The organism is Corynebacterium sp. Marseille-P3884 (assembly GCF_017942225.1).
Taxonomy (GTDB): Bacteria; Actinomycetota; Actinomycetes; order Mycobacteriales; family Mycobacteriaceae; genus Corynebacterium.
The window spans coordinates 199,928-221,958 of record NZ_JAGKSD010000001.1 but is presented as its reverse complement, the minus strand read 5'-3'; the positions used below and the strand labels follow the sequence as shown (position 1 = coordinate 221,958).

Below are 22,031 nucleotides of genomic sequence, written 5' to 3'. Positions count from 1 at the left end.
GCGCCACCCTCAGCACCCGGCTTCGGGCCCGGTTTCGCGGCAGGCTTCGCAGCTGGCTTCGGGCCCGGCTTAGCGGCGCCCGGTTTCGGTGCGTCCTTCGCTGCGGGCTTCGGGCCCGGCTTGGCGGCAGGCTTCGCAGCCGGCTTCGGCCCCGGCTTAGCGGCACCCGGTTTCGGTGCGTCCTTCGCGGCGGGCTTCGGGCCCGGCTTAGCGGCAGGCTTCGCAGCTGGCTTCGGCGCATCGGCCTTGGTGCCAGCCGACTTGGCAGCCGACGGTTTCGCAGCCGACGGCTTGGCGGCAGGCTTCTTCGCCGCGGGCTTCTTCGCCCCGGCGGACGGCTTCTTGCCGGCAGCCTTATCGTCCTTTGCGCCGTCGCCAGCGCCGCGCTCTTCATAGAGCGCCTTCATCTTCTTCACCACCGGCGGTTCGATGGTGGAGGATGCGGTCTTGACGAACTCGCCTTCCTCTTTCAGGGTGGCGAGCAATTCCTTACTTGTTACGCCGAGCTGTTTTGCCAGTTCGTGAACGCGTAGCTTTCCGGACACGTATCTCCTCTCTGTTTGGCTAGAGGCGACTGTCCGCTGCTACGCGGCAGTCCTCTAGACGATGGTCATGACGTTCATCGCTGATGCTTCATGGTCTGCTTCATGGTTGAAGACTCATCAGTTCTTTAGTCCTTTTCACTTACTGTGCGGAATTTCTTCCGCGATGTACTTGCGTACTGCGCTGGTGTCCACGTTCGCGGACACCCGGAGGGCCCGCCCGAAGGCGCGGCGTTGCTCCGCTAGCTCACATGCCTGGGTGGTGGGTGTGATCCATGCGCCACGGCCGGGAAGTTTGCGTCCCGGGTCCGGGATGATCCGCGTGGGATCGTCGGGGTCGACGACAACGCGCAAAAGCTGAGTGTCCGGCCGCGCCTCGCGCGTGGCTATGCACGTCCGGGTTCGTGTCGGGTTACTCATTTTCGCTTATCGACGCCTCCCGCCCCGCCACCTCGGCAGAATTGAAGCCAAGGTTCAACCATACGCCATTGGCGCCCGGAACTGTAACTTGTTGTTCACTTTCGCCGGAACGAATTACACCGGCTGGATTTCACCTTCGGCTATTTGCCCCGGGCTGGCTAGCTCGCGCGGTCGGTATCGGAGTGAATGTCGATCTTCCAACCGGTGAGACGTGCCGCCAAGCGGGCGTTCTGACCTTCGCGGCCGATCGCCAGCGACAGCTGGTAATCCGGCACGGTCACACGCGCTGCCTGCCCCTCGAGGTCGAGGATGTCGACCTTGATCACCTTGGACGGGGCGAGCGAGTTGCCCACGTACACGGCCGGGTCGTCGGAGTAGTCGACGATGTCGATCTTCTCCCCGTTCAAGCCCTCCATGATGTTGGTGACGCGTGCGCCGCGCGGGCCGATGCACGCACCCTTGGCGTTGATGCCTTTCACGGCGCCTTTCACAGCGACCTTGGAGCGGTGGCCAGCCTCGCGGGCAATACCGACGATCTCCACGGAGCCGTCCTCCACCTCCGGCACCTCAAGCGCGAAGAGTCCACGGACGAGTTCCGGGTGCGTGCGCGACAGGTTGACGGTGGTGTTGCGCTCGCCGGAGGTCACTCCCACGACGTAGGCCTTCACGCGGTCCCCGTGTTCGAGCTTTTCACCCGGGATCTGCTCCGCCGGAAGCAGGATGCCGTCCTGCGGGTTCGCCTCGGTGCCCAGCTGCACGACGACGATCCCGCGAGCATTCGCGTTGGCGTCGCGCTGCACGATGCCGGAGACGACCTTGCCCTCCAGGCCGGAGTACTCGTCGTAGGCGCGGGTCGCCTCAGCCGAGCGCATACGCTTCAGGATCGCTTCGCGCACAGCCAGCGCACCGACGCGGGAGAAATTCACCGGGGTGTCGTCATATTCGGAGACGATATTGCCTTCGTCATCGAGCTCGCTGACCATGACGGCGACCTGGCCAGTCTCAGTGTCGATATCCACTCGTGCCTTCGAGCCGTCCTCCGCGTTCGCGCCACTGTCCCCGCGGGTCTCGCGGTAGGCGTGCAAAAGTGCCGTGGCGATCGTGGTCAGCAGGTCGTCGACCGGGATGCCGGCTTCCTTCTCAATGCCTTCGAGTGCAGCGATATCGATATTCACTTGTCGTCCTTACTTACGTGGGTCGTGCTTCGTGGAAAGTGAGTCTTTCTCGGTCCTACTCATCGCCGTTGCCCGCGAGGGCCTCGACGTCGACGTAGTCCTTTTCCGCCAGTTCCACTTCGGCGGCTGGCGGAGTGTTGAACTCAATTTCTACCACTGCACCGGACAGCGACGAAATGGGCGCCGTCTGCACGGTGGGCTCGCCACTCTTCTTCGCGGCGGGAACGATCAGCGCAACGGTGTCTTCAGCATCGTTCAGCGCGCCGATGCGGTACAGCTTCTCGCCCGATTTCACCAGGTGTCCGCGGTTGCGCCGCCAGTGCCGAGCTTCCGTCAGAGGCAGGTCCACGCCCGGGGTGGTCACCTCTAGGGTGTAGCCGGCGCCGAAATTGACCTCGCCGCGTTCCTCGGCAGCGTCGAAAAGCGCGGAAAGCTCGTTGGAGATCTCCTCCAACTGGTCGAGTGTCGGTGCCTCGTCACCGGCAACGGCGACGACAACCTGCGATTTCTTGCCCGCTTTGACCGTTTTCACGGCCTCGATGTCCAGCCCGTATGCATCGGTAACGGGGCGGATCAGCGTCTCGAGTTCTCCACTATCCGGAAATGCCATGCCCACCACTGTACGGGTCTGGACGGTCGCGGGCGGTACAGTCTCCCACTGTGAAGTCCTCCCGCCAGATGTTTGCCGTCATTCTCACCACAGCACTCGCCGCTCCCCTGGCCGCGTGCTCGCCCCTCGACGTCTTCGGCCCACGCCCGAACGGCGAGATCATGGCATTGGCGAAACAGGCGTCGGCTGACAGGGCATCCGGCGATGAGTCGTGGCGCGAGCTGCGCACTTTCCACGCTGAGCAGCTGAAGGACGAGGCCCGCCGCCTCTGTGGCACGGACGACCACGGCAACACCCCGTCGACGTGCGATGTGGGCTACGGCGACACCGATCTCCCCGCCGCAGCGGATGCCAGGGAGCTCATCGCGAACACCGCCAAGGCCGCCGACAAGGTCCCGGAGGATTCCGTCGACATGGTCGTCGCCCAAGCTATCGACGCTGCCGCGGCCACAGACGATCCCCTCGCGCTCGTCGAGTTCACCCCCATCGAGGATGAAGACGCCGCTGAGGCCGCGAAGCAGCTGGCCAGCGCCGAATACGCCGTCGACTACGGCCTCGACATCGCCACCGCATACGCCGACGATGCGCTCCAGGGCCGCATCGACTCATTGCGCGAGCTTCACGACGCCCGCCTCGCCGCCCTCAACGACTCCTTCCCCGCGGACACCCTGCCCGCCCGGGAACCCGGTTACGAGATTCCGAATGGTGCCCCCACAAACCCGGCGGAGGCGGCAGCCTTCGTCGATAAGCTGGAAAGCGATCTCGTGGACCGCTGGCGCAACGCCGCCGCTGATGCTTCCACTACTGAGTGGCGCGCAGCCGCCATTGTCTTAGCTGGCCATGCGCAGCGCGCCGAGGCCAGCGCCTAAAGCTAACCGCGGACCAGCTCCTGGATTTTCTCCACGATCTGGTCAGCCGGGACCTCGAGAGTCTCGCCGCCGCGGATCCGCAGCTCGATGATGCCGTCGGCGAAAGCGCGGCCCAGAATCACGATGAAGGGCATGCCCAGCAATTCGGCATCCTTGAATTTGACGCCGGGAGAGACCTTGGGGCGGTCGTCGACAAGCACGTCGATGCCGGCGGCCTCGAGCTCGCCGACGAGCTTCTCCCCTGCTTCCATCGCTGCGGCATCCTTATTCGCCACGGCGAGGTGCACCTGGTACGGGGCGATCTCCTTCGGCCACACGAGGCCCTTGTCGTCGTGGGTCTGCTCCGCGATGACCGCGAGCATGCGGGTGATGCCGATGCCGTAGGAGCCCATCGTCGGCACGGCGCGCTTGCCGTTCTCGTCGAGAATCTGCACGTCGAATGCCTCGGTGTACTTGCGGCCGAGCTGGAAAATGTGGCCCAGCTCGATGCCGCGAGCCAGCTGCACAGTGCCGTTACCGGACGGCGACGGATCGCCCTCTAAGATCTCCGCCGCCTCGATGAACTCGTCCACCTCGAAATCACGGCCGGCGACCAGCCCGACGACGTGCTTTTCGGGCTCGTCCGCACCCGCGATCCAGGCGGAACCGTCGACCACGCGCGGATCCGCGTAGATCTTCACGCCGTTTGCCTGCAACGCGCGCGGGCCGACGTAGCCCTTCACCAGGAAATCGTTCTTAGCGAAGTCCTCGTCCCCCGCCAGCTCGAACGTCGCCGGCTCGAGGGATGCCTCGAGGCGCTTCTCGTCCAGCTCGCGGTCACCCGGGATGAGCACGCCAGCCAGCTGCGGGCCGACCGGCTCACCGTCCTCGCCTACCTGGCGGGGGTCGTTGACCTTCACCATCATGCACTTGAGGGTGTCGGTAGCGTCGGCCGGACGATCGTCGATAAGCGCGTTCTGCTTCGCCCACTCGACGAGCGCTTCGATCGTCTCGCACGCCGGCGTGTCGTGAACCTGCGCTTCCGGCTGGCCTTCGATCGTGCGCTCGGCCGGCGGAACCGTGACCACAGCTTCGACATTGGCTGCGTAATCGCCCGCGGTGGAGACGACGAACGTGTCCTCGCCGTTGTCGCTGTACGCGAGGAATTCCTCGGAAGCGGAACCGCCCATCGCGCCCGACGTCGCCTTGCAGATCTCGTACTTCAGGCCCACACGGTTGAAAATCGCCTGGTACGCGCCGCGGTGCTTGGCGTAGGACTCGTCGAGCCCCTCGTCTGACATATCGAACGAGTAGCTGTCCTTCATCACGAACTCGCGGCCGCGCAGCACACCCGCGCGCGGACGTGCCTCGTCGCGGTACTTCGTCTGGATCTGGTACAGCGTGACCGGGAAATCCTTGTAACTCGAGTACAAGTCCTTCACTGCCGCGGTGAACATTTCCTCGTGCGTCGGGCCGAGCAGCATGTCCGCGCCCTTGCGGTCCTTCAGGCGGAACAGGTCGTCGCCGTACTCCGTCCACCGGTTCGTCGCCTCGTACGGCTCGCGCGGCAACAGCGCCGGGAACAGCAGCTCCTGCGCCCCGATCGCGTTCATTTCCTCGCGGACGATTTCCTCGATATTGCGCAGCGCGCGCAAACCCAGCGGCAGCCACGAGTACACGCCCGGCGCGGCACGGCGGATGTAGCCCGCACGCACCAGCAGTTTGTGGCTGGGCACCTCTGCATCAGCGGGATCTTCGCGCAACGTGCGCAGGAACAGCGTGGACAACCGTGTGATCATGCGGGCGAGTTTACCCGGTAGCTTTGACGGCATGCTGATCGTGCTCCCCCCCTTCCGAAACCAAAGCTCCCGGCGGCGAGATGGCGTGGGCGGTTTCGGTCATCGGAGCCAACAGGGCACTGGGGGAGCATCAGCTGTCAGGTGTGCCCACGGGCGGAGGAACAGACAACCGGCACCATGCAGTGGCTCGGTTGCTTTGAGTGCTTCGCCTTACAGCACCTCGTTCAGGGCGGACCAGCGGCGTGCCCGGTCCTGGGTATCGAACTCCACGTGGATGTAGCGCTCTGGACCAGCGGTGAATCGTGCCCATGAGCCGTCTTCGCCCACACGCTCAGGAGTGCCCAGAGCATTCATGACCTCAGCGCGGGATGCTCGGGGATCGAGGCCGGTGACCACCTCACCCGCCCACGCGGCGAACTCACCCTCAGGCACGGTGACCACCGTGACCATGACGACCACGTGATCTGCGAAGACCACCTCTGCGCCACGCTTGCTGAAGATGTACGAAAACTCGCCCTCGATGGGATCCGTGAAGTCGAAGGCGACGCCGATGTGGGCGATGAGGTCATAGACAGGGCTGGTGCCTTCGCGGGCACCGAGCGCATCGAAGAACACTGTCATTGCGTCACTCATTTTTCGCTACCTCTTCTCCAATACCTCGTGTCCTGTTCTGGGCCCGAACGTTCTCGAGGATTGCCTGTATCTCTTCTTCGGGCATCCCGCGGCTATGCAACTCAGCTGCATGGTGCTCGAGGTCCTTGTCGGCGGCAGTTGCGCGGTCGGAGGCATCCTCGGCGATCTGCTTTGGTGTGGTGCGGGCGAGTTTACCCGGTAACTTTGACGGCATGCTGATCGTGCTCCCCCCTTCCGAAACCAAAGCTCCCGGCGGCGAAATGGACGGCATCGACGTGTCGTTTCCCGCCCTCGATCCGGTCCGCGCCGAGATCATGGACGACCTCGCCGCCCTCAGCGTCGACGACATGATGACCGCGCTCAAACTCCCCGCCACCAAGCGCGACGAAGCCGCCGAGAACCTCGAGCTGCGCACAGCGCCCGTCATGCCCGCCATCTACCGCTACACGGGCGTGCTTTACGACGCCCTCGATGCCAGCTCCCTCCCCTCTTCCTCCCTAGGACACCTCGCTATCGGATCCGCCCTCTTCGGTGTTGTCCGCGCCGGCGACACCATCCCCCGCTACCGGCTGTCCGGCGGGTCAAAGCTCCCGTCCCGCGACGGTAACCTGCCCACCATGAAGGCCCGGTGGGGGTCCGTCATCACCGATGCGCTGGCCGACCAGGGGTTCATCGTGGACATGCGTTCGGGCGCCTACCAGCAGCTCGGCCCCGCTTCCGGCGCGGTGACCGTGCGTGTCGAGTCGGTGCAGGACGACGGCTCCCGGAAGGTCGTCAGCCACTTCAACAAGCACTACAAAGGCGAGCTCGCCCGCGTCTTAGCCACCGCGCCCGACGCCGACTCGGTGACTGACATCGAGGGCGTCGCCTCCATTGCCGAAGCCGCCGGCATGACGGTGGAGCTGCCCGGCGCGGACAGCAAGGATCCGCACCAGCTCACCCTCGTGGTGTAGGGGCGGCGTCGATAAGCGTGCTCGTGCTGGGCACTATGCGATGTCCCCTATGCGATCCCGATTTTCACCGACCCGCGACCGGGACTGTCAATGGGTGAATGCGCCGCTCGCCAACTGTCCAAGCAGTTCCCGGTCGCCGTAGCACGCGCCTTGCGTATCGACGAGCCCTCCCAACAGTTCCTTCCCCCTAGCCAACTCCACAGATTCTCCTTCCGGTCCTCTATAGGGTTGGACTGCGCGCGACGGGGAAAGGTTCCATTCGGGCTGCCCTCGATACAATGGACAGATGAATTCCCGGACATTGTACGGCGCGGCGCTCGGCGTGGCGTTGCTCAGTTTCGCTGTCATCTTGCTGCGCTACGACGCGGTGCCCGCAGAGATCCCCGTCCACATTGGCCCCGCCGGCGAGGTCGACAGCTGGGTACCCAAATCTCTTCCGGCCGCGACGTTCGGCGCGTGGTACTCGCTGCTGCTCGTCGCGCTCATCTACTTCGCGAGCCCGCGTCCGGGCATCGCTTATCGACGAATCCCCGTCTCCCCCACCTCCCCCATCCCTTTCTCCAACACCGCCGCCGACAAAGCCGCTGCCCTGTTGCGCGTGTCAGACCGTTCGCTGGCCTGGATCGCCGTGGCGCTCGTCGTGCCGATGTGCCTGATTCAGTTGACGTTCGCGTTTCCCGAGTACGCGGCGTACCGCCCAGTCGCGCTGGGCTTGCTTGTCGTCGGTCTCATCGCCGCAGTGATCTACACCTTCGTGCTGCTTTCCCGCTGGCCGAAGCAGATGGAGGAAATGCCCACCGACGACGATGAACGCACCCGCCAGAAGCACTTCGGTGCGGGGGCCGGGATGGGCTTCTACAACGAGCCCGACGACCCGATGGTCACGTGGGTTTCGCCGTTCAACCAGGGCAAGGTGGATCTGAACTGGGCCCATACACCAGTGAAGCAGTACGCCCTCGTAGTTCTTGTGCTGCTCGCCGCGGTGTGCGTGGTTCCGTTCCTCGCTCTCTAAGCGCGGGCATCTGGTGTAAGTGACAATGAAGAAGTGGATCGCAGGCATCGGAGCAGTTGCGCTCGTGGGAGCTGGGACGGCGGCAGCCGTCATCGTGGGGAGCGACACGACGGTCGAGCGCGTCGTCGACGGCGACACCGTCGATGTGTCCACCTGGTCGGGCACGAAGCGTGTACGGCTCCTCAATATCAATGCCCCTGAGCTCGCCCACGACGGTGCCCCGGAAGAATGCCTCGCCCAGGAGGCAAAAGACCGCCTCGAAGAGCTCCTGCCAGCGGGGACGACAGTGACACTCGAGTACGACGTGGACCGGCACGACCGGTACGGCCGCGAGCTCGCCGGTGTTTTCGTGGGAGACGACTTCGTCAACGAGCAGATCGTCAGCGAAGGATTCGCGCACGCGGTGGTCTTTGAACCGAACCGGAAATTTTACGACCGGATTCTCGCTGCAGAAGCCGGCCCGCGCGCGGACCGGAAAGGGGTTTTCGGCGTCGAGCCGGGATGTCTCGTCGACGCTGCTCCCGACCAGACCACGCCAGTGGACGACGCGGAGGTCTACACCGGTTGCCGCGCCTACGGCGGGAATTATTCGCTGAACAACGTGGATGACAAGGGCCGGCGCTACGCCAAGATCGACTGCAGCACGAAGGAGCAGATCGGCTAGCGACACAATAGCCTGGGGTCCATGAGCATTACTCGCGCCCAGGAGATCCTCGCCAACGCCTCGCACATCGAGGTCTTCACCGGCGCCGGCATGAGCGCGGACAGCGGCATCGCCACCTACCGCGACGCGCAGACGGGCCTGTGGGAGAACGTGGACCCGCAGGATATGGCGTCGACTGACGCGTGGCACGACGACCCGGACACGATGTTCGCGTGGTATCTGTGGCGCGCGCGTCTCGCACAGCAGGCGGAGCCGAACGCGGGGCACATCGCCATTGCGCGTTCGCCGAAAACGACGGTGACCACGCAGAATATCGACAATTTGCACGAAAGGGCAGGAAGCACGGAGGTCGTGCACCTGCACGGTTCGCTGTTTGAATTCCGTTGTTCGCTTTGCGACGAACCGTTCACCCGCCCCATCGATTTCCCCGAGCAGCCGGTCACAGAGATCACTCCTCCGGCATGCCCGGACTGCGGCGGACCGGTGCGGCCGGGCGTGGTGTGGTTTGGCGAGGCCTTGCCCGAAGCCGAGTGGAAAGAGGCGGAGCGGCGGATGCAGACGACGGACGCGGTGCTGATCGTCGGCACCTCAGGCGTGGTCTACCCCGCCGCCGGTCTGCCGCTGCTGGCGCACTCCCGCGAGATCCCGATCATTGAGGTCACCCCGATGCGCACTGACCTGTCGCATTTGGCTGAAGTGGTCGTTGAAGACACGGCGGCCAATGCTCTCCCGAAACTCTTGAGCTAGTTCCAGGCACGCAGGACCGTGAAAGTCTTATCACGGGCGACCTGCCCCACCACGTGAAAGCGGCGTTCCACCTCGCCGCGGTAGCGCAGGTGCGAGTTGTGCACCAGGTACAGGGAACCGCCGGGGGCAAGCAGGCGCACGGAGGCATCGAGAAGATGCTGCACCAACGTGGCGTCGACGGCGGTGCCGTCGTGGAATGGTGGGTTGAGGGCGATGGTGTCGAAGGAGGCGTCGGGAAGCTGCGAACCGGCGTCATCCCACGTTGCGTCGAGGCCGATATCGCGGGCGGACAGGACCGCGTCGGCATCGGAGTCGGTCGCCTGTGCCTCGAGGCCGCGTGTGACGGAACCGTTGCCGCAGCCGAGATCCAGCAGACGGCCCGGCGCGTCGGGCAGGCAGGAGCGCAGTAGCTCACCACCGCGGTCGGGCTTTGCGCCGGAGAAGACGCCGCCGACGGCGACGAGCCCGTCGCCGCGCACGGGCGTATACGTCACCTCGCGCGGACCGGAGGCGATCAGGCAGCGGAATTTACCGCGGCCGCGCGAGGCCCCGACATCGGTGAAAGATTCTGCGAGCACACCGTTCATGCCGCGCGAGAGGTGCTTGTTATTCGCGCCGAGCACGACGCGAACGTCGTCGAAACCGGCGCCGGCGATGGACTTGGCGAGGTAACCCAGGCGGGCCAGCGACTTCGGCATCCCCCCCACCGCCACAGCCGGACCGGACGAGCCAGCCAAGAATTCATCGAGGCGGACGTCCCCAGCAATCACAGCGCCCAGGGCGGCAGCCTGTTGGCTGCGCGCATAATCCGAATCCAGGAACACCACACGCCCGCCGGCGTCCAGAGCTATGCGGGTGAGATCCAGGGACAGGTCGTGGCAGATGAGGGTGGTGGCGGTGGCGTCGATAAGCGCTTCGTCGACGATGAGTTTATCCAGCGTGCGCAAGGCCTGCGACCTCCCCGATGACGTAGACCGCGGGGTTCGTGACATTCTCGCGCGACATGGTCTCGGCGAGGGCGCCGAGCGTGGTGCGGAACTCGCGCTGGCGGTCCGTCTCCCCGTCCTGGATGACCGCGGCCGGCGTCGAGGCTGGCAGCACGCGCTGCATTGTCTCCGCGATCGCCGGCGCCTGGCGCACACCCATGATGACGACGATCGTGCCGCCCACGCGCGCGAGCGCCTCCCAATCGACGAGCGAACGCGGATCATCCGGCGCGAGATGCCCCGAGACGACAGTGAACGCGTGAGTGACTCCGCGCTGGGTAACTGGGACTCCGACCGCCGCGGGAACCGACACTGCGCTGGTCACGCCCGGCACGACCTCGCACGGGATACCTGCCGCTGCGCATGCCGCGAGCTCCTCGAAACCGCGGCCGAAGACGTACGGGTCCCCGCCCTTGAGCCGCACGACGCGCTTGCCGGCCTGGGCGTGCTCGACCATCAGCTCGTTGATCCGCTCCTGCGCGACCTGCTTCGCGTACGGCAACTTCGCCACATCGACGATCTCCTTGCCCGACGTGTCCAGGAACTCAGCAAGCTGATCCGTCGGCCCCAGGTGGTCCGTGAGAATCACGTCCGCTGCTTCCAGCACGCGCAGACCGCGCACCGTGATCAGATCCCACGCGCCGGGGCCGCCGCCGACAAGAGTCACACTTCCGTTCATGGGCTCCAAGTCTAGGGTGGGGCGCATCAGTAGTGGTAGCGGGCCTGCAGGATGATCAGATCATCGCCGTCCACGATGTAGATGAGGCGGTGCTCCTGCGTGATCCGCCGCGACCACGCCCCATCCGCGCCGTATTTGAGTGGCTCCGGTTTTCCGATTCCCTCGAACGGGTCGCGCATCGTGTCCCGGATCAATTGGTTGATGCGCTTCAGCGTCTTCCGGTCTTCACGCTGCCAATATTGATAGTCCTCCCATGCGTGGGCGACCCACACCAGACGCATTAGTCCTCGAGAGCGTGCTCGACGAACTCACCGGCGCGTGCAGCTTCATAAGCATCGAGCACGCGCCGCGCATTCGCGGGGGAACGGAAGATATGCGCGGTCTCCTCCCACGCCGCGTAGTCGTCTGCTGACATGAGAACCGCGTTGCCGGAGCGGGAGGTGATTTCCACGGTGGTTCGGTCGTTGTTGACGCGCTCGATGAGCGGGAACAACGTCCGCCGTGCTTCGCTGGCGCTCAGTGCCATGACCCCTCCTTAGTTGTACGGCTTTACCGTACCACGCCGCCGGGCTATCTACCCTGGCCCTATGTTCGCTTTGAATCACTCTTTCGCCGACGCGCTGCCGTCCATGGCGCTCGAAGCGCGCGGCGCCGACTTCCCCGACCCGCAACTCGTCGTGCTCAACGACGACCTTGCCGCATCGCTCGGTCTCGACATCGAATGGCTGCGCAGTGACGACGGCCTCCGCTGGCTCACAGGCGCGCACGGCGGCCACGCAACAGCGTACGCAGGGCACCAGTTCGGCCAGTTCGTGCCGTTGCTTGGCGACGGCCGCGCCCTCCTCCTCGGCGACCTTCCCTCCCCGGACGGACGAGTAGAGATTCAGCTCAAAGGCTCCGGGCCGACGCCGTTTTCAAAACCGGGCTCGGATGGCCGCGGTGCTCTCGGGCCGATGCTGCGCGAGTACCTCGTCAGCGAGTTCATGCACGCTGCGGTCGTGCCGACGACACGGTCGCTTGCAGTGTTGACCACCGGCGAGCAGGTTTTGCGCCAGCAGGGGCCGGTCCCCGGCGGCGTAGTGGTCCGCGTGGCGACAAGCCACCTCCGCGTCGGGTCCGTGCAGTACGCGGCGACGCAGTCCGCGGACCTAGTCGCCGCTGTGGTGGAGGCCGCGGGGTTCAATACCCCGGAGGAGTTATTGCGCACCGTCATGGAGCGCCAGTTAGATCTCATCGCGCAGTGGCTGCGCCTCGGCTTCGTCCACGGCGTGATGAACACCGACAACACTGCCCTGTCCGGCGAGACGATCGACTACGGCCCCTGCGCCTTCACGGAACGCTTCCGCGTCGATGCGTGCTTCTCCTCCATCGACGTTCAGAAGCGCTATGCCTTCGGCAATCAGCCCGACATCATCGCGTGGAACCTGTCGCGCCTGGCCGAAGCCTTGCTGCCGGTCAGCGATATCGATGCGATGCAGGACATCCTCGCCGGTATGGAATCGACGTGGCATCGCGTCTGGGCCGAGCACGTTCCCGACCCAGAGGCACTGGCCCGAGCCGAAGACATCACGACGTATAACCGTAAGCACCACGAAGGACCGCTTTTCGTACCGCGCAACCAGATGCTCGAGGCAGCTATCACCGCCGCGGAGCAAAAAGGCGATCTCGCGCCATACCGCGAGCTGCTCGCCGCAGTCACCGACCCCTATAACGCAGAAGCAGGCCCGGCCTGGATGGCCGAGCCTGAGGGCGATATCGCCTTTACGACGTTCTGCGGAACCTGATTAGCGGTCCAGCTTAAGCACGCGCTGCGTGTAGTCCCACTGCTGGTCGTACAGGTCGCGGTGGCGCTTGAGGGACTTGCCGTACGTCGGGATCATGTCGTACAGCTTCGGACCCCAGTCGATCATGCGCTCACCGAAGCAGCGCTCAAGGAGCTCGAGCATCGCAGCCGGAGCAATCGACGCGCCCGGGGATGCGCCGAGGATGCCGGCGATGGAGCCGTCCTGATCGTTGACCAGAGCGGTACCGAACTCCAGGGAGCCGAAGTGCGGCGGAGCAGCCGGCTTGATGATCTGGACACGCTGGCCCGCGATCACGGACTCCCAGTCCTTGCCGTCAGCGGACGGCATGTAGTCGCGCAGGTCGTCGACACGGCTGTCGAAGGACTTGAAGACTTCCTCGACGAGGTACTTGACCAGGTCGAAGTTCGTCGCAGCCACACCCAGGTAGGACGGGATATTGTCCGGGCGGATCGACTTGAACAGGTCGAGGTAGGAGCCTTCCTTCAGGAACTTCGGCGTCCAGCCGCCGAACGGGCCGAACAGCAGGGACTGCTTGCCGTCGACGACGCGCAGGTCCAGGTGCGGGACAGACATCGGCGGAGCACCGACCTTCGCCTTGCCATAGACCTTCGCCTGGTGCTGCTCAACAAGCTCCGGGTTGGTGGTGCGCAGCCATGCACCCGAGATCGGGAAGCCAGCGTAACCGCGGACCTCCGGGACACCCGCAGAGCGCAGCAGATCAAGCGCGTAGCCGCCGGCGCCGACGAACACGAAACGTGCTCGCGTGACCTTGGTATCACCCGTGTGCAGGTTCTTGACGGTGACGTGCCAGAACTTGCCCTTCTTCTTCAGGCTCTTGACCTCGTGGCCGTAGCGGATCTCGGTGCCGGCCTTCTTGGCGTGCTCGAAGAACTGGGTGGACAGTGCGCCGTAGTTGACGTCGGTGCCTTCGTCCGTCCAGGAAATCGCCACGCGCTCACGGTCGAAGTCGCGATTGCGCGCCATCAGCGGCAGCTTCTCGGCGAATTCGTCGCGGTCGGCGGTGAACTTCATGTCCGGGAACATGTAGTTGTCGGACAGAGCGTCGTAGCGGCGGCGCAGGTAATTGATCTGATCGTCGCCCTGGGCGAACGAGACGTGCGGGACCGGGTTGATGAACTCGGTCGGGTCCGTCAGCACGCCTTCCTCGATCTGCTGGGACCAGAACTGGCGGGAGACCTGGAATTTCTCGTTGATGGTCTGCGCCTTGGAGACGTCGATGCGACCGTTCTTCTCCGGGGTGTAGTTCAGCTCGCAGAGTGCGGAGTGGCCAGTGCCTGCGTTGTTCCACGGGAAGGAGGATTCCTGGGCGGGTCCGTCGAGGCGCTCGTAGACCAACTGCGTCCAGTCCGGCTCGAGCTGGCGAATCATGGCACCGAGGGTGGCGCTCATAATGCCGGCGCCGATCAGGAGAACGTCAACCTCGTCTCCGTTCCTCGTGCTGGCTGCTTCCTGCGAATACGATGTTGACACTTTCAATGACCTCTTCGATCCGATAATTGTCTAGTGCTGATGAAGCTTACTCTAATCATTCCACGCTATTTCTCGTGGCCAGTAAACACCTAAAAACGGCGGGAACTCACCCCCGAAAACCACAAACGGTGCGTCGCGGCCCCGCAGATCGCCGGACATGGCCCACCCCCTGAATCTGAACCTAAGATGAGGGCCATGAATCACGAAGCCCCGAAAATCGACTCTCTGGACTGGTCCGCCGACGAACTCGGCGACAATTATCAACGCGCAACACTCCACCTCGGCGCGGACCCGGAGGGCGAAGGAGACAACGTCGCGGTGCTGGTGAAAGCACGCGAGGCCCAAACGGACAAGCCCGCGCTGCTGTGGGTGCACGGCATGTCCGACTACTTTTTCCAGACGCACGTCGCGGACCATTTCACGGAACAGGGCTACCCGTTCTACGCGATCGATCTGCACAAGTGCGGCCGCGCGCACTGTGACGGCCAGCGCTGGCACCACACCAACGACATGGCCGCCTATTTCGACGAGCTCACCGAAGCAGCGAAGCTCATCGCAGAAAAGCACGGCGGAGTCATTCCGCTCGCGCACTCGACGGGAGGACTCATCGTGCCCCTGTGGCTGGATCACCTCCGTCGGACGGACAAAGACACCCACGCACTCGTCAAAGGCATGATCCTCAATAGCCCGTGGGTGGACATGCAGGTGCCGGGGTGGCAGTTGAGGGTGCTGCGCCCCGTCGTCAAGCTTGGTGGGAAACTCGCGCCGAACTTGAAGTTGCCGATTTCGGGCGAGACGACGTACGGCGACTCCATATATAAGGAGCGCAACGGTTCGTGGGACTTCGACACCGAGAAAAAGCGACTCGGGGGCCACGACAAATACATGGGATGGCTCGGCGCTGTCCTGCGCGGTCAAGAACAGCTCCAAAGCGACACGGACGCTGGCGTGCCCACGCTCACGATGTGCTCGACCCACTCGTATTTGGGCAAGCCGTACTCCCCCGCCGCGGACAATGCCGACACCGTCCTCGACGTCGCGCAAATCCAACGCTGGGCGCCGAAGCTGACCACCGCCGCGCACGAGACCCGGCCGATTCCGGGCGCGCTTCACGACGTCTTCTTATCCCAGCCACACCCACGCCAGCTCGCCTTCAACGCCGCCGACACGTGGCTCGCTGAGCTCGACAACGAGGAGAATTAACCATGCACTTCGACTACATCATCATCGGCTCCGGCTCCGGCAACTCGTTCCCCACCCCGGAATTCGACGACGCTTCCATCGCCATCATCGATAAGGCCCCGCGGTTTGGCGGCACGTGCCTCAACAACGGCTGCATCCCGACCAAGATGTACGTCGTCGCCGCAGACACTGCACGCGCGGCCGCAAATTCGGAGCGCCTAGGCATCCACACGACATTCGAGGACGCCGACTGGCCCGCGATCGTCGACCGCGTTTTCGCGAACCGCATCGACCTCATCTCGCGCGGCGGCGAGGAGTACCGTCGCGGCGACGAGTGCCCCAACATCACGCTTTTCGACGGCCACGCCCAGTTCACCGGCCCCAAAACCCTCTCAACGACTCTTGACGGTAAGGATGTGGAGATCACCGGCGACAGCATCGTCATCGCCGCCGGCTCCCGGCCATTCATTCCGCCCGTCATCGCCGATTCCGGCGTTCCGTACCTCACCAACGAGGACGTCATGCGTCTGCCGGAACAGCCCGAATCCATCACGATTCTCGGCGGCGGATTCATCGCGATGGAATTCGCGCACGTCTTCCAATCGTTGGGCACCCACGTGCGCATCGTGAACCGCTCCCCGCTCATGCGCCACCTCGACGCCGACATCCACGACCGCTTCAACGCGCTCGCCGCACCCCGCTACGAAACGCACATCGGGCGCACGGTTTCCAGCGCCAGCCACGACGACAACAGCGTCACGCTCACGCTTGACGACGGCACCGCCATCACCTCCTCTGCCCTCCTCGTCGCCACCGGGCGCATCCCCAATGGCGACCAAATGAACCTGTCAGCCGGGGGCGTGGAGATGGATGAGCGGGGACGGGTGGTCGTCGATAAGCATGGCCGCACGACTGCCGACGGTGTCTGGGCGCTGGGCGATGTCTCTTCCCCCCACATGCTCAAGCACGTCGCCAACGCCGAGCTGCGCGCCGTGCGCCACAACATCTTGAACCCCCAAGACATGGTGCCGATGCCCCATGAGCACGTCCCCTCCGCTGTGTTCACCTACCCCCAGCTCGCAACAGTCGGCATGACCGAAGCTGAAGCACGCGACGCCGGTTTTGATGCGACCACCAAGATCCAGAACTACGGCGATGTCGCATACGGATGGGCCCTCGAGGACCAGGACAGCGTGGTCAAACTCGTCGCCGACAAGCAGACCGGCCGACTCCTCGGCGCCCACTACATGGGCCCACAGGCATCCACCCTGATCCAGCAGCTCATCACCGTCATGGCATTCGACCTCGACCTCCGCGACGTCGCGCGCAAGCAGTACTGGATCCACCCTGCTCTACCCGAAGTCACCGAGAACGCGATCCTCGGCCTCGACCTCGAATTTCCCACAGTGTGACACAAAACACAGTTGCTGCTGTAACGAAATCTGCGCAGCTAACAATGAACAAAATGCAGCCCTCATTCACAGGTTCACGGCAGGAAACAAGATTTTCTTGAAAAGACATTGCCGGGAACTGCAAAGGACAATGAGGTGCGCTACACTACCTCCGGAAGCGAACGGAGATTTGAATGAAGACCCGTTCTCCGAACCAAACTAGTTGAAAAGGAACAGTGAATATGCGTAACTTCCGCAACGCAGCCATCGCTGGTGCCACCGCAGTGGCCCTGACTTTCGGTGGCACCACCGTCGCAACCGCAGCTGAGGCAGACCAGGACACCACCGCAACCGGCTCCCAGGAGAACGGCAACAGCGGCAACTCCGAGGGTCGCTCCTGGCAGACCGCCCTCGGTGGCTCCCTGGGCAACGACCACGGCAATTCCGAGGTCAACGGTCGTGACCTCTGGGGCAAAGAGCGCAACCCGGAAAAGAACCCGGAGATCGCTGAGACCCTGCGCGGCCTCTCCATCGCCCTGGGCGTCTTCGCAGGCCTGACCTTCCTGATCGCACCGGCTTACAACTTCGTCAAGTTCGGCCCGTTCGCTAAGTAACTGCGTTCGAACACCAGATACTCCACATCTTCAAGAAAGTAGGGAAATATAATGCGTAAGTTCCGTAACGCAGCACTCGCAGCCGCTACCGCTACCGCTGTCGCCTTCGGCGGCACCGCTGTCGCTTCCGCCGAGCAGACCGGCACCACCACCGGCGGCTCCTCCACCTTCACCTCCGGTTCCTCCAAGCGTGAGGGCGATGCCTCCTTCGGCGACGTCCTCGGTGCTCTTTTCAAGGGCGGCTCCTCCGCTGTCGGTGACATCACCGGAGGCGACAAGGATGTTGACATCGACAACGTCTGGGGCAAGGAAGTCCAGGACGGCGAGAATGCGCAGTGGGCTCTCATCTGGCGCGACGCTGTGAACTGGGCTGCTCTGGCTGCAGGCCTGGGCATCGTCATCGCAGCTGGCAACGCCGCTCTCCACGAGGGCCTGCTGCCGCAGATTCCGTTCAACGTGAAGCTGCCGTTCTAGTTCCGTCGGCCGTCACGGCCAACTACTAGATCTTTGAAAAGACCGCCTTCGGGCGGTCTTTTTTGTTACGTTCTTTAGCGCTACCCCCGCTTCCACCCCCGCGGCTGCGCACTTCAGTAGACATGCTCTTTCGCAGCGCCCATGGCTGTGTCTAGGTTGAAAACCATGAACCAATTCACCGCGATGCTCGGGGCGCTGAAAGCCCCGCTCGACTTCCTGGAGCACTTCGATGCCCAGGAAGCTCTCGACGCGGGGCTCGACCGGTCGACGGTGAAACAATGGGAAACGATCCACAACGTGTACCTGGCTCCGACGAAGTGGACGCGCCAGCAACGGCACGCCGCGCACGCCGCTCGGTCGGCGGAGTTCACGGCGGACAAGCTCTGGGCCATTGAATCGCGCATCAAACACATCACCGACGAACGCGAGAAGTGGCAGCTGCGGCTAAAACTGTTGGGCATCCGGGGCCGCTGCGACACTCTGAAGCGCAAGGCAGCGGAGATCGTCCCCGAGAAGGAGAAGCCGAAGCCTAAGAAGACGATGGGCTTCGGTAAAACGCGCGATGGCATGCGTCCACTCACCGCGATGGGCACCGAGAAGGACATGGCGGCGCTGGAATACGCGTTGCGGAAGCGTATCTCGTCAGACGGACCAGCGGGCCCGCAGATGCTCGAGACGCTCATGGCCATGCTCGGCTTGCGGCCCGACGCCGAGACGGAGACGACACCGTCCGTCGCGCCGGCTGTGCCGCGTCCGCTGGTGCTGATCCCGCTTCCGGACTACCTCGACATCATCAACGGCGATGGCGACGAGACCATCCTCGGGCTCAGCGACGGCACGACGATCACGGGGGCGGATTACCTGGCCAAGTATCACGGCCCCGACCTCGAGGTCGCCATGTTCCACCCGCAGGAAGGTGCCGTGAATCTGTACCGCACGAGCCGTTTCGCTAACAAGAAACAGCGTGACCTCGCCCGAGCAAGCTTATCGACGTGCCCTGTCCCCGACTGCCGCCATGCCTCCGACAACTGCGAAGTCCACCACATCACGGCGTGGTCACGCGGCGGTCAAACGAATATGTCGAACCTGGCGCCGCTGTGCAGGTACCACAACCGCACTAATGACGATGATCCGAGGAATCGTCACCGCGGCAGCATCGTGAATATCAGGGGCAGACCTGTCTGGCAGTCCCCGCGGGGATTCACGGTGGACAATAAAGTCCACCCGTTCGGCGCGATGACTCTCCTGTTCGGAGATTAGCGTTCGGAATCTGGGATGGTGAGGATCTCGTTGCCGTCGGCGGTGATGACAATGGTGTGCTCGAATTGCGCGGTGTATTCACCGTCGCGGTTCTGGACGGTCCAGCCGTCGTCCCAGATGTCGTAGTCGAGGGACCCGATATTGATCATCGGCTCGACGGTGAGCGTCATACCGGGCTCGAGAATGTCGGTGTAGGCGTCGGAGTCGTAGTGCAGGACGACGAGCCCGTTGTGGAAGGTCGTTCCCACGCCGTGACCGGTGAAGTCGGTGACGACGTTGTACCCGAAGCGCTTCGCATAAGACTCGATCACGCGGCCGATCACGTTGATTTGGCGGCCGGGCTTGGCAGCGCGGATGCCGCGCATGGTCGCTTCCTTGGTGCGCTCGACAAGCAGGCGGTTCTCTTCTGCGACGTCGCCGGCGAGGAAGGTCGCGTTGGTGTCGCCGTGGACGCCGTTCTTGTAGGCGGTGACGTCGATATTGCAGATATCGCCGTCCTGGATGACGGTGGTGTCGGGGATTCCGTGGCAGACGATCTCGTTGAGCGAGGTGCAGCAGGACTTCTCAAAGCCGCGGTACCCCAGCGTCGACGGGTAGGCACCGTGGTCGAGCATGTACTCGTGGGCGATGCGGTCGATCTCGTCGGTGGTCACGCCGGGGGCGACAGCGGCGCCGGCAGCCTCAAGAGCATTCGCGGCGATCCGGGATGCCTCACGCATCTTCTCGATGGTCTCCGCCGTCTGAATCAGCGGCTCACCGACATTCTCCTGGACCTCGTCCTTCCACGCGTATTCGGGACGCTCGATGCTATCGGGCACGGTGCGAATCGGAGTGGGCTTGCCGGGGGTCAGTTTTCCGCGAGTGTTCATGCGGACCATGCTAGTCCCCGGTTCCGGGCTATTGCTTCGGGGCACCGGCCTCGTCGATATTCCGCAGCATTGTGTCGGTGACGGCGACAGCAGCCTCGGATCCCCCGCCGAGGACGATGAGGGTTGCAAAGGCGATATCGTCGTCGCGGTATCCGGTGAACCAGGAGTGGGAGCCTCCGTTGATCTCCGCTTCACCGGTCTTGCCGCGGATGTCGCCGCCGGCGCCGAAGCCGGAGGCGGTACCGCCGGGACTGGTGACGGCTTTCATCATGCCGCGCAGCTCCTCGATCGCGTGGGGGTTGGGAGCGGGAATTTCTTCGCTGGGCTTCGTCTCACGTCCGGAGATGAGATACGGCATCGGGGTGGATCCGTTCGCGGCGGTAGCCGACACCAGGGCCATCCCAAAGGGGCTCGCCAAGTCGAGGCCCTGGCCGTAGCCGGCTTCGGTGCGGTCGAGAGGTTCTTCCCCGTCGGGGATGGATCCGGTCAAAGAGTCGAGGCCGGCAATCTCGTAGTCGACGCCGAGGCCGAATTGCTTGCCCACGTCCTTCAATTCACCCGGGGCGAGTTTCGTCGAGATGTCGGCGAAGGTGGTGTTGCACGACCGCGCGAAGGCGGTTTCGAGTGGGACGCTTCCCATGCCGAAGCCCGCGTAGTTGGTCACGGTTCGGCCGTAGATATCCATGGTTCCAGGGCACGGCACGATCGCTTCAGAAGAAAGGCCTTGCTTATCGACGCCCGCGAACGCCGTCAAAATCTTGAACGTCGACCCCGGCGGGTACTGCCCCATCATGGCTGTGTTGCCGTCTTCATCCGCGGCTTTGGTCTGGGCGACTGCGAGAATCTCGCCGCTCGACGGCCGGATTGCCACGATCATGGCTTTCTGCCCGTTGATGGGTTCGAGGGCCTTCTCAGCAGCGGTCTGCACCTTGTGGGAGAGACTGACGGTGATGGACGGCGACGGGGTGGCGTCGTGGCGCTCGATGTCTTCGAGCTCGTTGCCGTTCTCGTTGACGATGGCGATCTTCCAACCGGCATCGCCTTCAAGATCAGTGCGGACCTCCTCGCCGATGCGCGCCATGATGTCGGGCGCGAAGTGCGGATCGTCAGCGACCATGGAGGCTTCCTCGTTGAGGCGCACGCCCTTCAATCCCCCGACGGCTCCTTCGACGGATTCGCGGGCTCCTTGGGGAATCATGGCGACGGAGAAGACACCGGTGGCGTCGTCAAGCTGTTTTTCTAGCTCTCCCGCATCACGCGTCGGCACCGACGGATCCTGCTCGTGCGCGGCGCCGAGCGCATTCGCGATCGATGCAGCTGTATTCGCCTTGTCCCCCACCGCATTCGTGTCCACGAGCAGGCGGTACGCAACCCCCGGGCTCAGCAGCGCGACACCGTCCGACGACACGACACTCGCCTGATCCGCTGGCACCGTCCGCAACTCCAAGTGCTGGTTCGCGCCCAGCCGCGGGTGCAGAATCGACGGCTGCCACCGCACCGTCCAATCCTCGTTCTGCTGCGTCAAGGTCATCGACGCGTCGTAGCGCACATGGCGGTCGCGCGGCAGCGCCCAGTCCAGTGTGTAGTGCGCGGTGGCCAGGTTTTCCTGCTGGTCGACCGAATTCAGAGTCGCCGTCACCGCTTCTGCCTGCATGCCTCCAATGGAAGAAGACAGGGAATCGGAGGCGGTGGAAGGGTCGTCGATAAGCGTGCTGATGTGCTCGTAATCGAAGCGCGCCAACGCGTCCAAGAACTCCTCCGCGACGGGCTCCGCGGGATTCGGCTTCGGCGTGCACGCCACAGCGCCCAACGCGACCGCGACGACCATGAGCAGCACCGAAAGCCTGGATTTCATGGCCGTAAAAATAGCAGCGCCG

The 22,031-nt window shown here is 64.0% G+C and carries 25 protein-coding genes; 11 read left to right on the top strand and 14 right to left on the bottom strand.

From position 1 onward, the window contains the following. The 4 genes from J5Y21_RS01035 to rimP all read right to left on the bottom strand — a co-directional run. Positions 1-545, bottom strand: a 545-nt coding sequence (locus J5Y21_RS01035) for a translation initiation factor IF-2 N-terminal domain-containing protein (RefSeq protein WP_210571816.1), incomplete at its 3' end; no start/stop codon positions are given. A gap of 135 nt (positions 546-680) precedes the next feature. Then, positions 681-962, bottom strand: coding sequence for a YlxR family protein (locus J5Y21_RS01030; RefSeq protein WP_210571813.1), 282 nt, complete (start codon positions 960-962; stop codon positions 681-683). Positions 963-1,120: 158 nt separating this feature from the next. Continuing rightward, positions 1,121-2,137, bottom strand: a complete 1,017-nt coding sequence (nusA, locus tag J5Y21_RS01025; RefSeq protein WP_210571806.1) for a transcription termination factor NusA — start codon at positions 2,135-2,137, stop codon at positions 1,121-1,123. A 55-nt stretch (positions 2,138-2,192) separates the two neighbouring features. Continuing rightward, positions 2,193-2,747 carry a ribosome maturation factor RimP gene (gene rimP / locus J5Y21_RS01020; RefSeq protein ID WP_210571804.1) on the bottom strand — a complete coding sequence of 185 codons (555 nt, stop codon included), beginning with the start codon at positions 2,745-2,747 and terminating at the stop codon, positions 2,193-2,195. A gap of 50 nt (positions 2,748-2,797) precedes the next feature. Here rimP and J5Y21_RS01015 point away from each other — a divergent pair, with 50 nt between their 5' ends. Beyond that, on the top strand, positions 2,798-3,616 hold the full coding sequence (locus J5Y21_RS01015) for a DUF4439 domain-containing protein (RefSeq protein ID WP_349236896.1): 819 nt from the start codon (positions 2,798-2,800) through the stop codon (positions 3,614-3,616). Between the two features lie 2 nt (positions 3,617-3,618). On the opposite strand, the gene J5Y21_RS01010 is transcribed toward J5Y21_RS01015, so the two are convergent. The 3 genes from J5Y21_RS01010 to J5Y21_RS01000 all read right to left on the bottom strand — a co-directional run bounded on the left by J5Y21_RS01010 (position 3,619) and on the right by J5Y21_RS01000 (position 6,241). Further along, on the bottom strand, positions 3,619-5,394 hold the full coding sequence (locus J5Y21_RS01010; protein WP_210571802.1) for a proline--tRNA ligase: 1,776 nt from the start codon (positions 5,392-5,394) through the stop codon (positions 3,619-3,621). A gap of 210 nt (positions 5,395-5,604) precedes the next feature. Next, a complete protein-coding gene (locus tag J5Y21_RS01005; RefSeq protein WP_210571800.1) occupies positions 5,605-6,027 on the bottom strand; it encodes a hypothetical protein in 423 nt (140 codons plus the stop codon). Continuing rightward, on the bottom strand, positions 6,020-6,241 hold the full coding sequence (locus J5Y21_RS01000; protein WP_210571798.1) for a hypothetical protein: 222 nt from the start codon (positions 6,239-6,241) through the stop codon (positions 6,020-6,022). The genes J5Y21_RS01005 and J5Y21_RS01000 overlap by 8 nt, the downstream gene beginning before the upstream one ends. Here J5Y21_RS01000 and yaaA point away from each other — a divergent pair. The 4 genes from yaaA to J5Y21_RS00980 all read left to right on the top strand — a co-directional run bounded on the left by yaaA (position 6,240) and on the right by J5Y21_RS00980 (position 9,403). Further along, complete coding sequence (yaaA, locus tag J5Y21_RS00995; RefSeq protein WP_210571797.1) at positions 6,240-6,980, top strand: peroxide stress protein YaaA; 741 nt, start codon at positions 6,240-6,242, stop codon at positions 6,978-6,980. The genes J5Y21_RS01000 and yaaA overlap by 2 nt on opposite strands. Positions 6,981-7,266: 286 nt before the next feature. Next, positions 7,267-7,992, top strand: coding sequence for a DUF1648 domain-containing protein (locus J5Y21_RS00990; RefSeq protein WP_210571795.1), 726 nt, complete (start codon positions 7,267-7,269; stop codon positions 7,990-7,992). Positions 7,993-8,017: 25 nt separating this feature from the next. Further along, the gene (locus tag J5Y21_RS00985) at positions 8,018-8,656 is read left to right on the top strand and encodes a thermonuclease family protein (RefSeq protein WP_210571793.1); all 639 of its coding nucleotides are present in this window, start codon (positions 8,018-8,020) and stop codon (positions 8,654-8,656) included. A 21-nt stretch (positions 8,657-8,677) separates the two neighbouring features. Next, the gene (locus J5Y21_RS00980) at positions 8,678-9,403 is read left to right on the top strand and encodes an NAD-dependent deacylase (RefSeq protein WP_210571791.1); all 726 of its coding nucleotides are present in this window, start codon (positions 8,678-8,680) and stop codon (positions 9,401-9,403) included. Here the strand turns inward: J5Y21_RS00980 and J5Y21_RS00975 are convergent. The 4 genes from J5Y21_RS00975 to J5Y21_RS00960 are packed head-to-tail and all read right to left on the bottom strand — an operon-like array spanning position 9,400 to position 11,594. After that, the gene (locus J5Y21_RS00975) at positions 9,400-10,350 is read right to left on the bottom strand and encodes a methyltransferase (protein ID WP_246874803.1); all 951 of its coding nucleotides are present in this window, start codon (positions 10,348-10,350) and stop codon (positions 9,400-9,402) included. The genes J5Y21_RS00980 and J5Y21_RS00975 overlap by 4 nt on opposite strands. Further along, positions 10,334-11,068: a uroporphyrinogen-III C-methyltransferase gene (gene cobA / locus J5Y21_RS00970; protein WP_210571787.1), complete on the bottom strand. Its 735-nt coding sequence runs from the start codon at positions 11,066-11,068 to the stop codon at positions 10,334-10,336. Before cobA ends, J5Y21_RS00975 begins: the two co-directional genes overlap by 17 nt. A 26-nt stretch (positions 11,069-11,094) precedes the next feature. Then, complete coding sequence (locus J5Y21_RS00965) at positions 11,095-11,349, bottom strand: Txe/YoeB family addiction module toxin (protein WP_210571785.1); 255 nt, start codon at positions 11,347-11,349, stop codon at positions 11,095-11,097. After that, the gene (locus J5Y21_RS00960) at positions 11,349-11,594 is read right to left on the bottom strand and encodes a type II toxin-antitoxin system prevent-host-death family antitoxin (RefSeq protein ID WP_210571783.1); all 246 of its coding nucleotides are present in this window, start codon (positions 11,592-11,594) and stop codon (positions 11,349-11,351) included. Before J5Y21_RS00960 ends, J5Y21_RS00965 begins: the two co-directional genes overlap by 1 nt. A gap of 61 nt (positions 11,595-11,655) precedes the next feature. Here J5Y21_RS00960 and J5Y21_RS00955 point away from each other — a divergent pair, with 61 nt between their 5' ends. After that, entirely contained in the window at positions 11,656-12,852 is a 1,197-nt protein-coding gene (locus J5Y21_RS00955) for a protein adenylyltransferase SelO family protein (RefSeq protein WP_210571781.1), read from the top strand. On the opposite strand, the gene mqo is transcribed toward J5Y21_RS00955, so the two are convergent. Continuing rightward, complete coding sequence (gene mqo / locus J5Y21_RS00950; protein ID WP_349236895.1) at positions 12,853-14,364, bottom strand: malate dehydrogenase (quinone); 1,512 nt, start codon at positions 14,362-14,364, stop codon at positions 12,853-12,855. It abuts the gene before it with no gap. Positions 14,365-14,559: 195 nt separating this feature from the next. Between mqo and J5Y21_RS00945 the strand changes: the two genes are divergently transcribed. From J5Y21_RS00945 to J5Y21_RS00925, 5 genes are all read left to right on the top strand, one after another. Continuing rightward, entirely contained in the window at positions 14,560-15,567 is a 1,008-nt protein-coding gene (locus tag J5Y21_RS00945) for an alpha/beta hydrolase (RefSeq protein WP_349236894.1), read from the top strand. 2 nt (positions 15,568-15,569) lie between these two features. Then, a complete protein-coding gene (gene mtr / locus J5Y21_RS00940; protein WP_210571777.1) occupies positions 15,570-16,958 on the top strand; it encodes a mycothione reductase in 1,389 nt (462 codons plus the stop codon). A gap of 221 nt (positions 16,959-17,179) precedes the next feature. After that, on the top strand, positions 17,180-17,551 hold the full coding sequence (locus J5Y21_RS00935; RefSeq protein WP_210571775.1) for a hypothetical protein: 372 nt from the start codon (positions 17,180-17,182) through the stop codon (positions 17,549-17,551). Between the two features lie 51 nt (positions 17,552-17,602). Further along, positions 17,603-18,025 (top strand): hypothetical protein, encoded by a 423-nt coding sequence (locus J5Y21_RS00930; protein WP_210571770.1) that lies wholly within the window; start codon positions 17,603-17,605, stop codon positions 18,023-18,025. Between the two features lie 165 nt (positions 18,026-18,190). Further along, on the top strand, positions 18,191-19,285 hold the full coding sequence (locus J5Y21_RS00925) for an HNH endonuclease signature motif containing protein (RefSeq protein WP_210571769.1): 1,095 nt from the start codon (positions 18,191-18,193) through the stop codon (positions 19,283-19,285). Here the strand turns inward: J5Y21_RS00925 and map are convergent. Both map and J5Y21_RS00915 read right to left on the bottom strand, forming a co-directional pair. Continuing rightward, positions 19,282-20,154 carry a type I methionyl aminopeptidase gene (gene map / locus J5Y21_RS00920; protein ID WP_210571768.1) on the bottom strand — a complete coding sequence of 291 codons (873 nt, stop codon included), beginning with the start codon at positions 20,152-20,154 and terminating at the stop codon, positions 19,282-19,284. The two genes, J5Y21_RS00925 and map, sit on opposite strands and share 4 nt — an antisense overlap. Before the next feature lie 28 nt (positions 20,155-20,182). Continuing rightward, positions 20,183-22,009 carry a penicillin-binding transpeptidase domain-containing protein gene (locus tag J5Y21_RS00915; protein ID WP_210571766.1) on the bottom strand — a complete coding sequence of 609 codons (1,827 nt, stop codon included), beginning with the start codon at positions 22,007-22,009 and terminating at the stop codon, positions 20,183-20,185. Between the last annotated feature and the right edge of the window lie 22 nt (positions 22,010-22,031).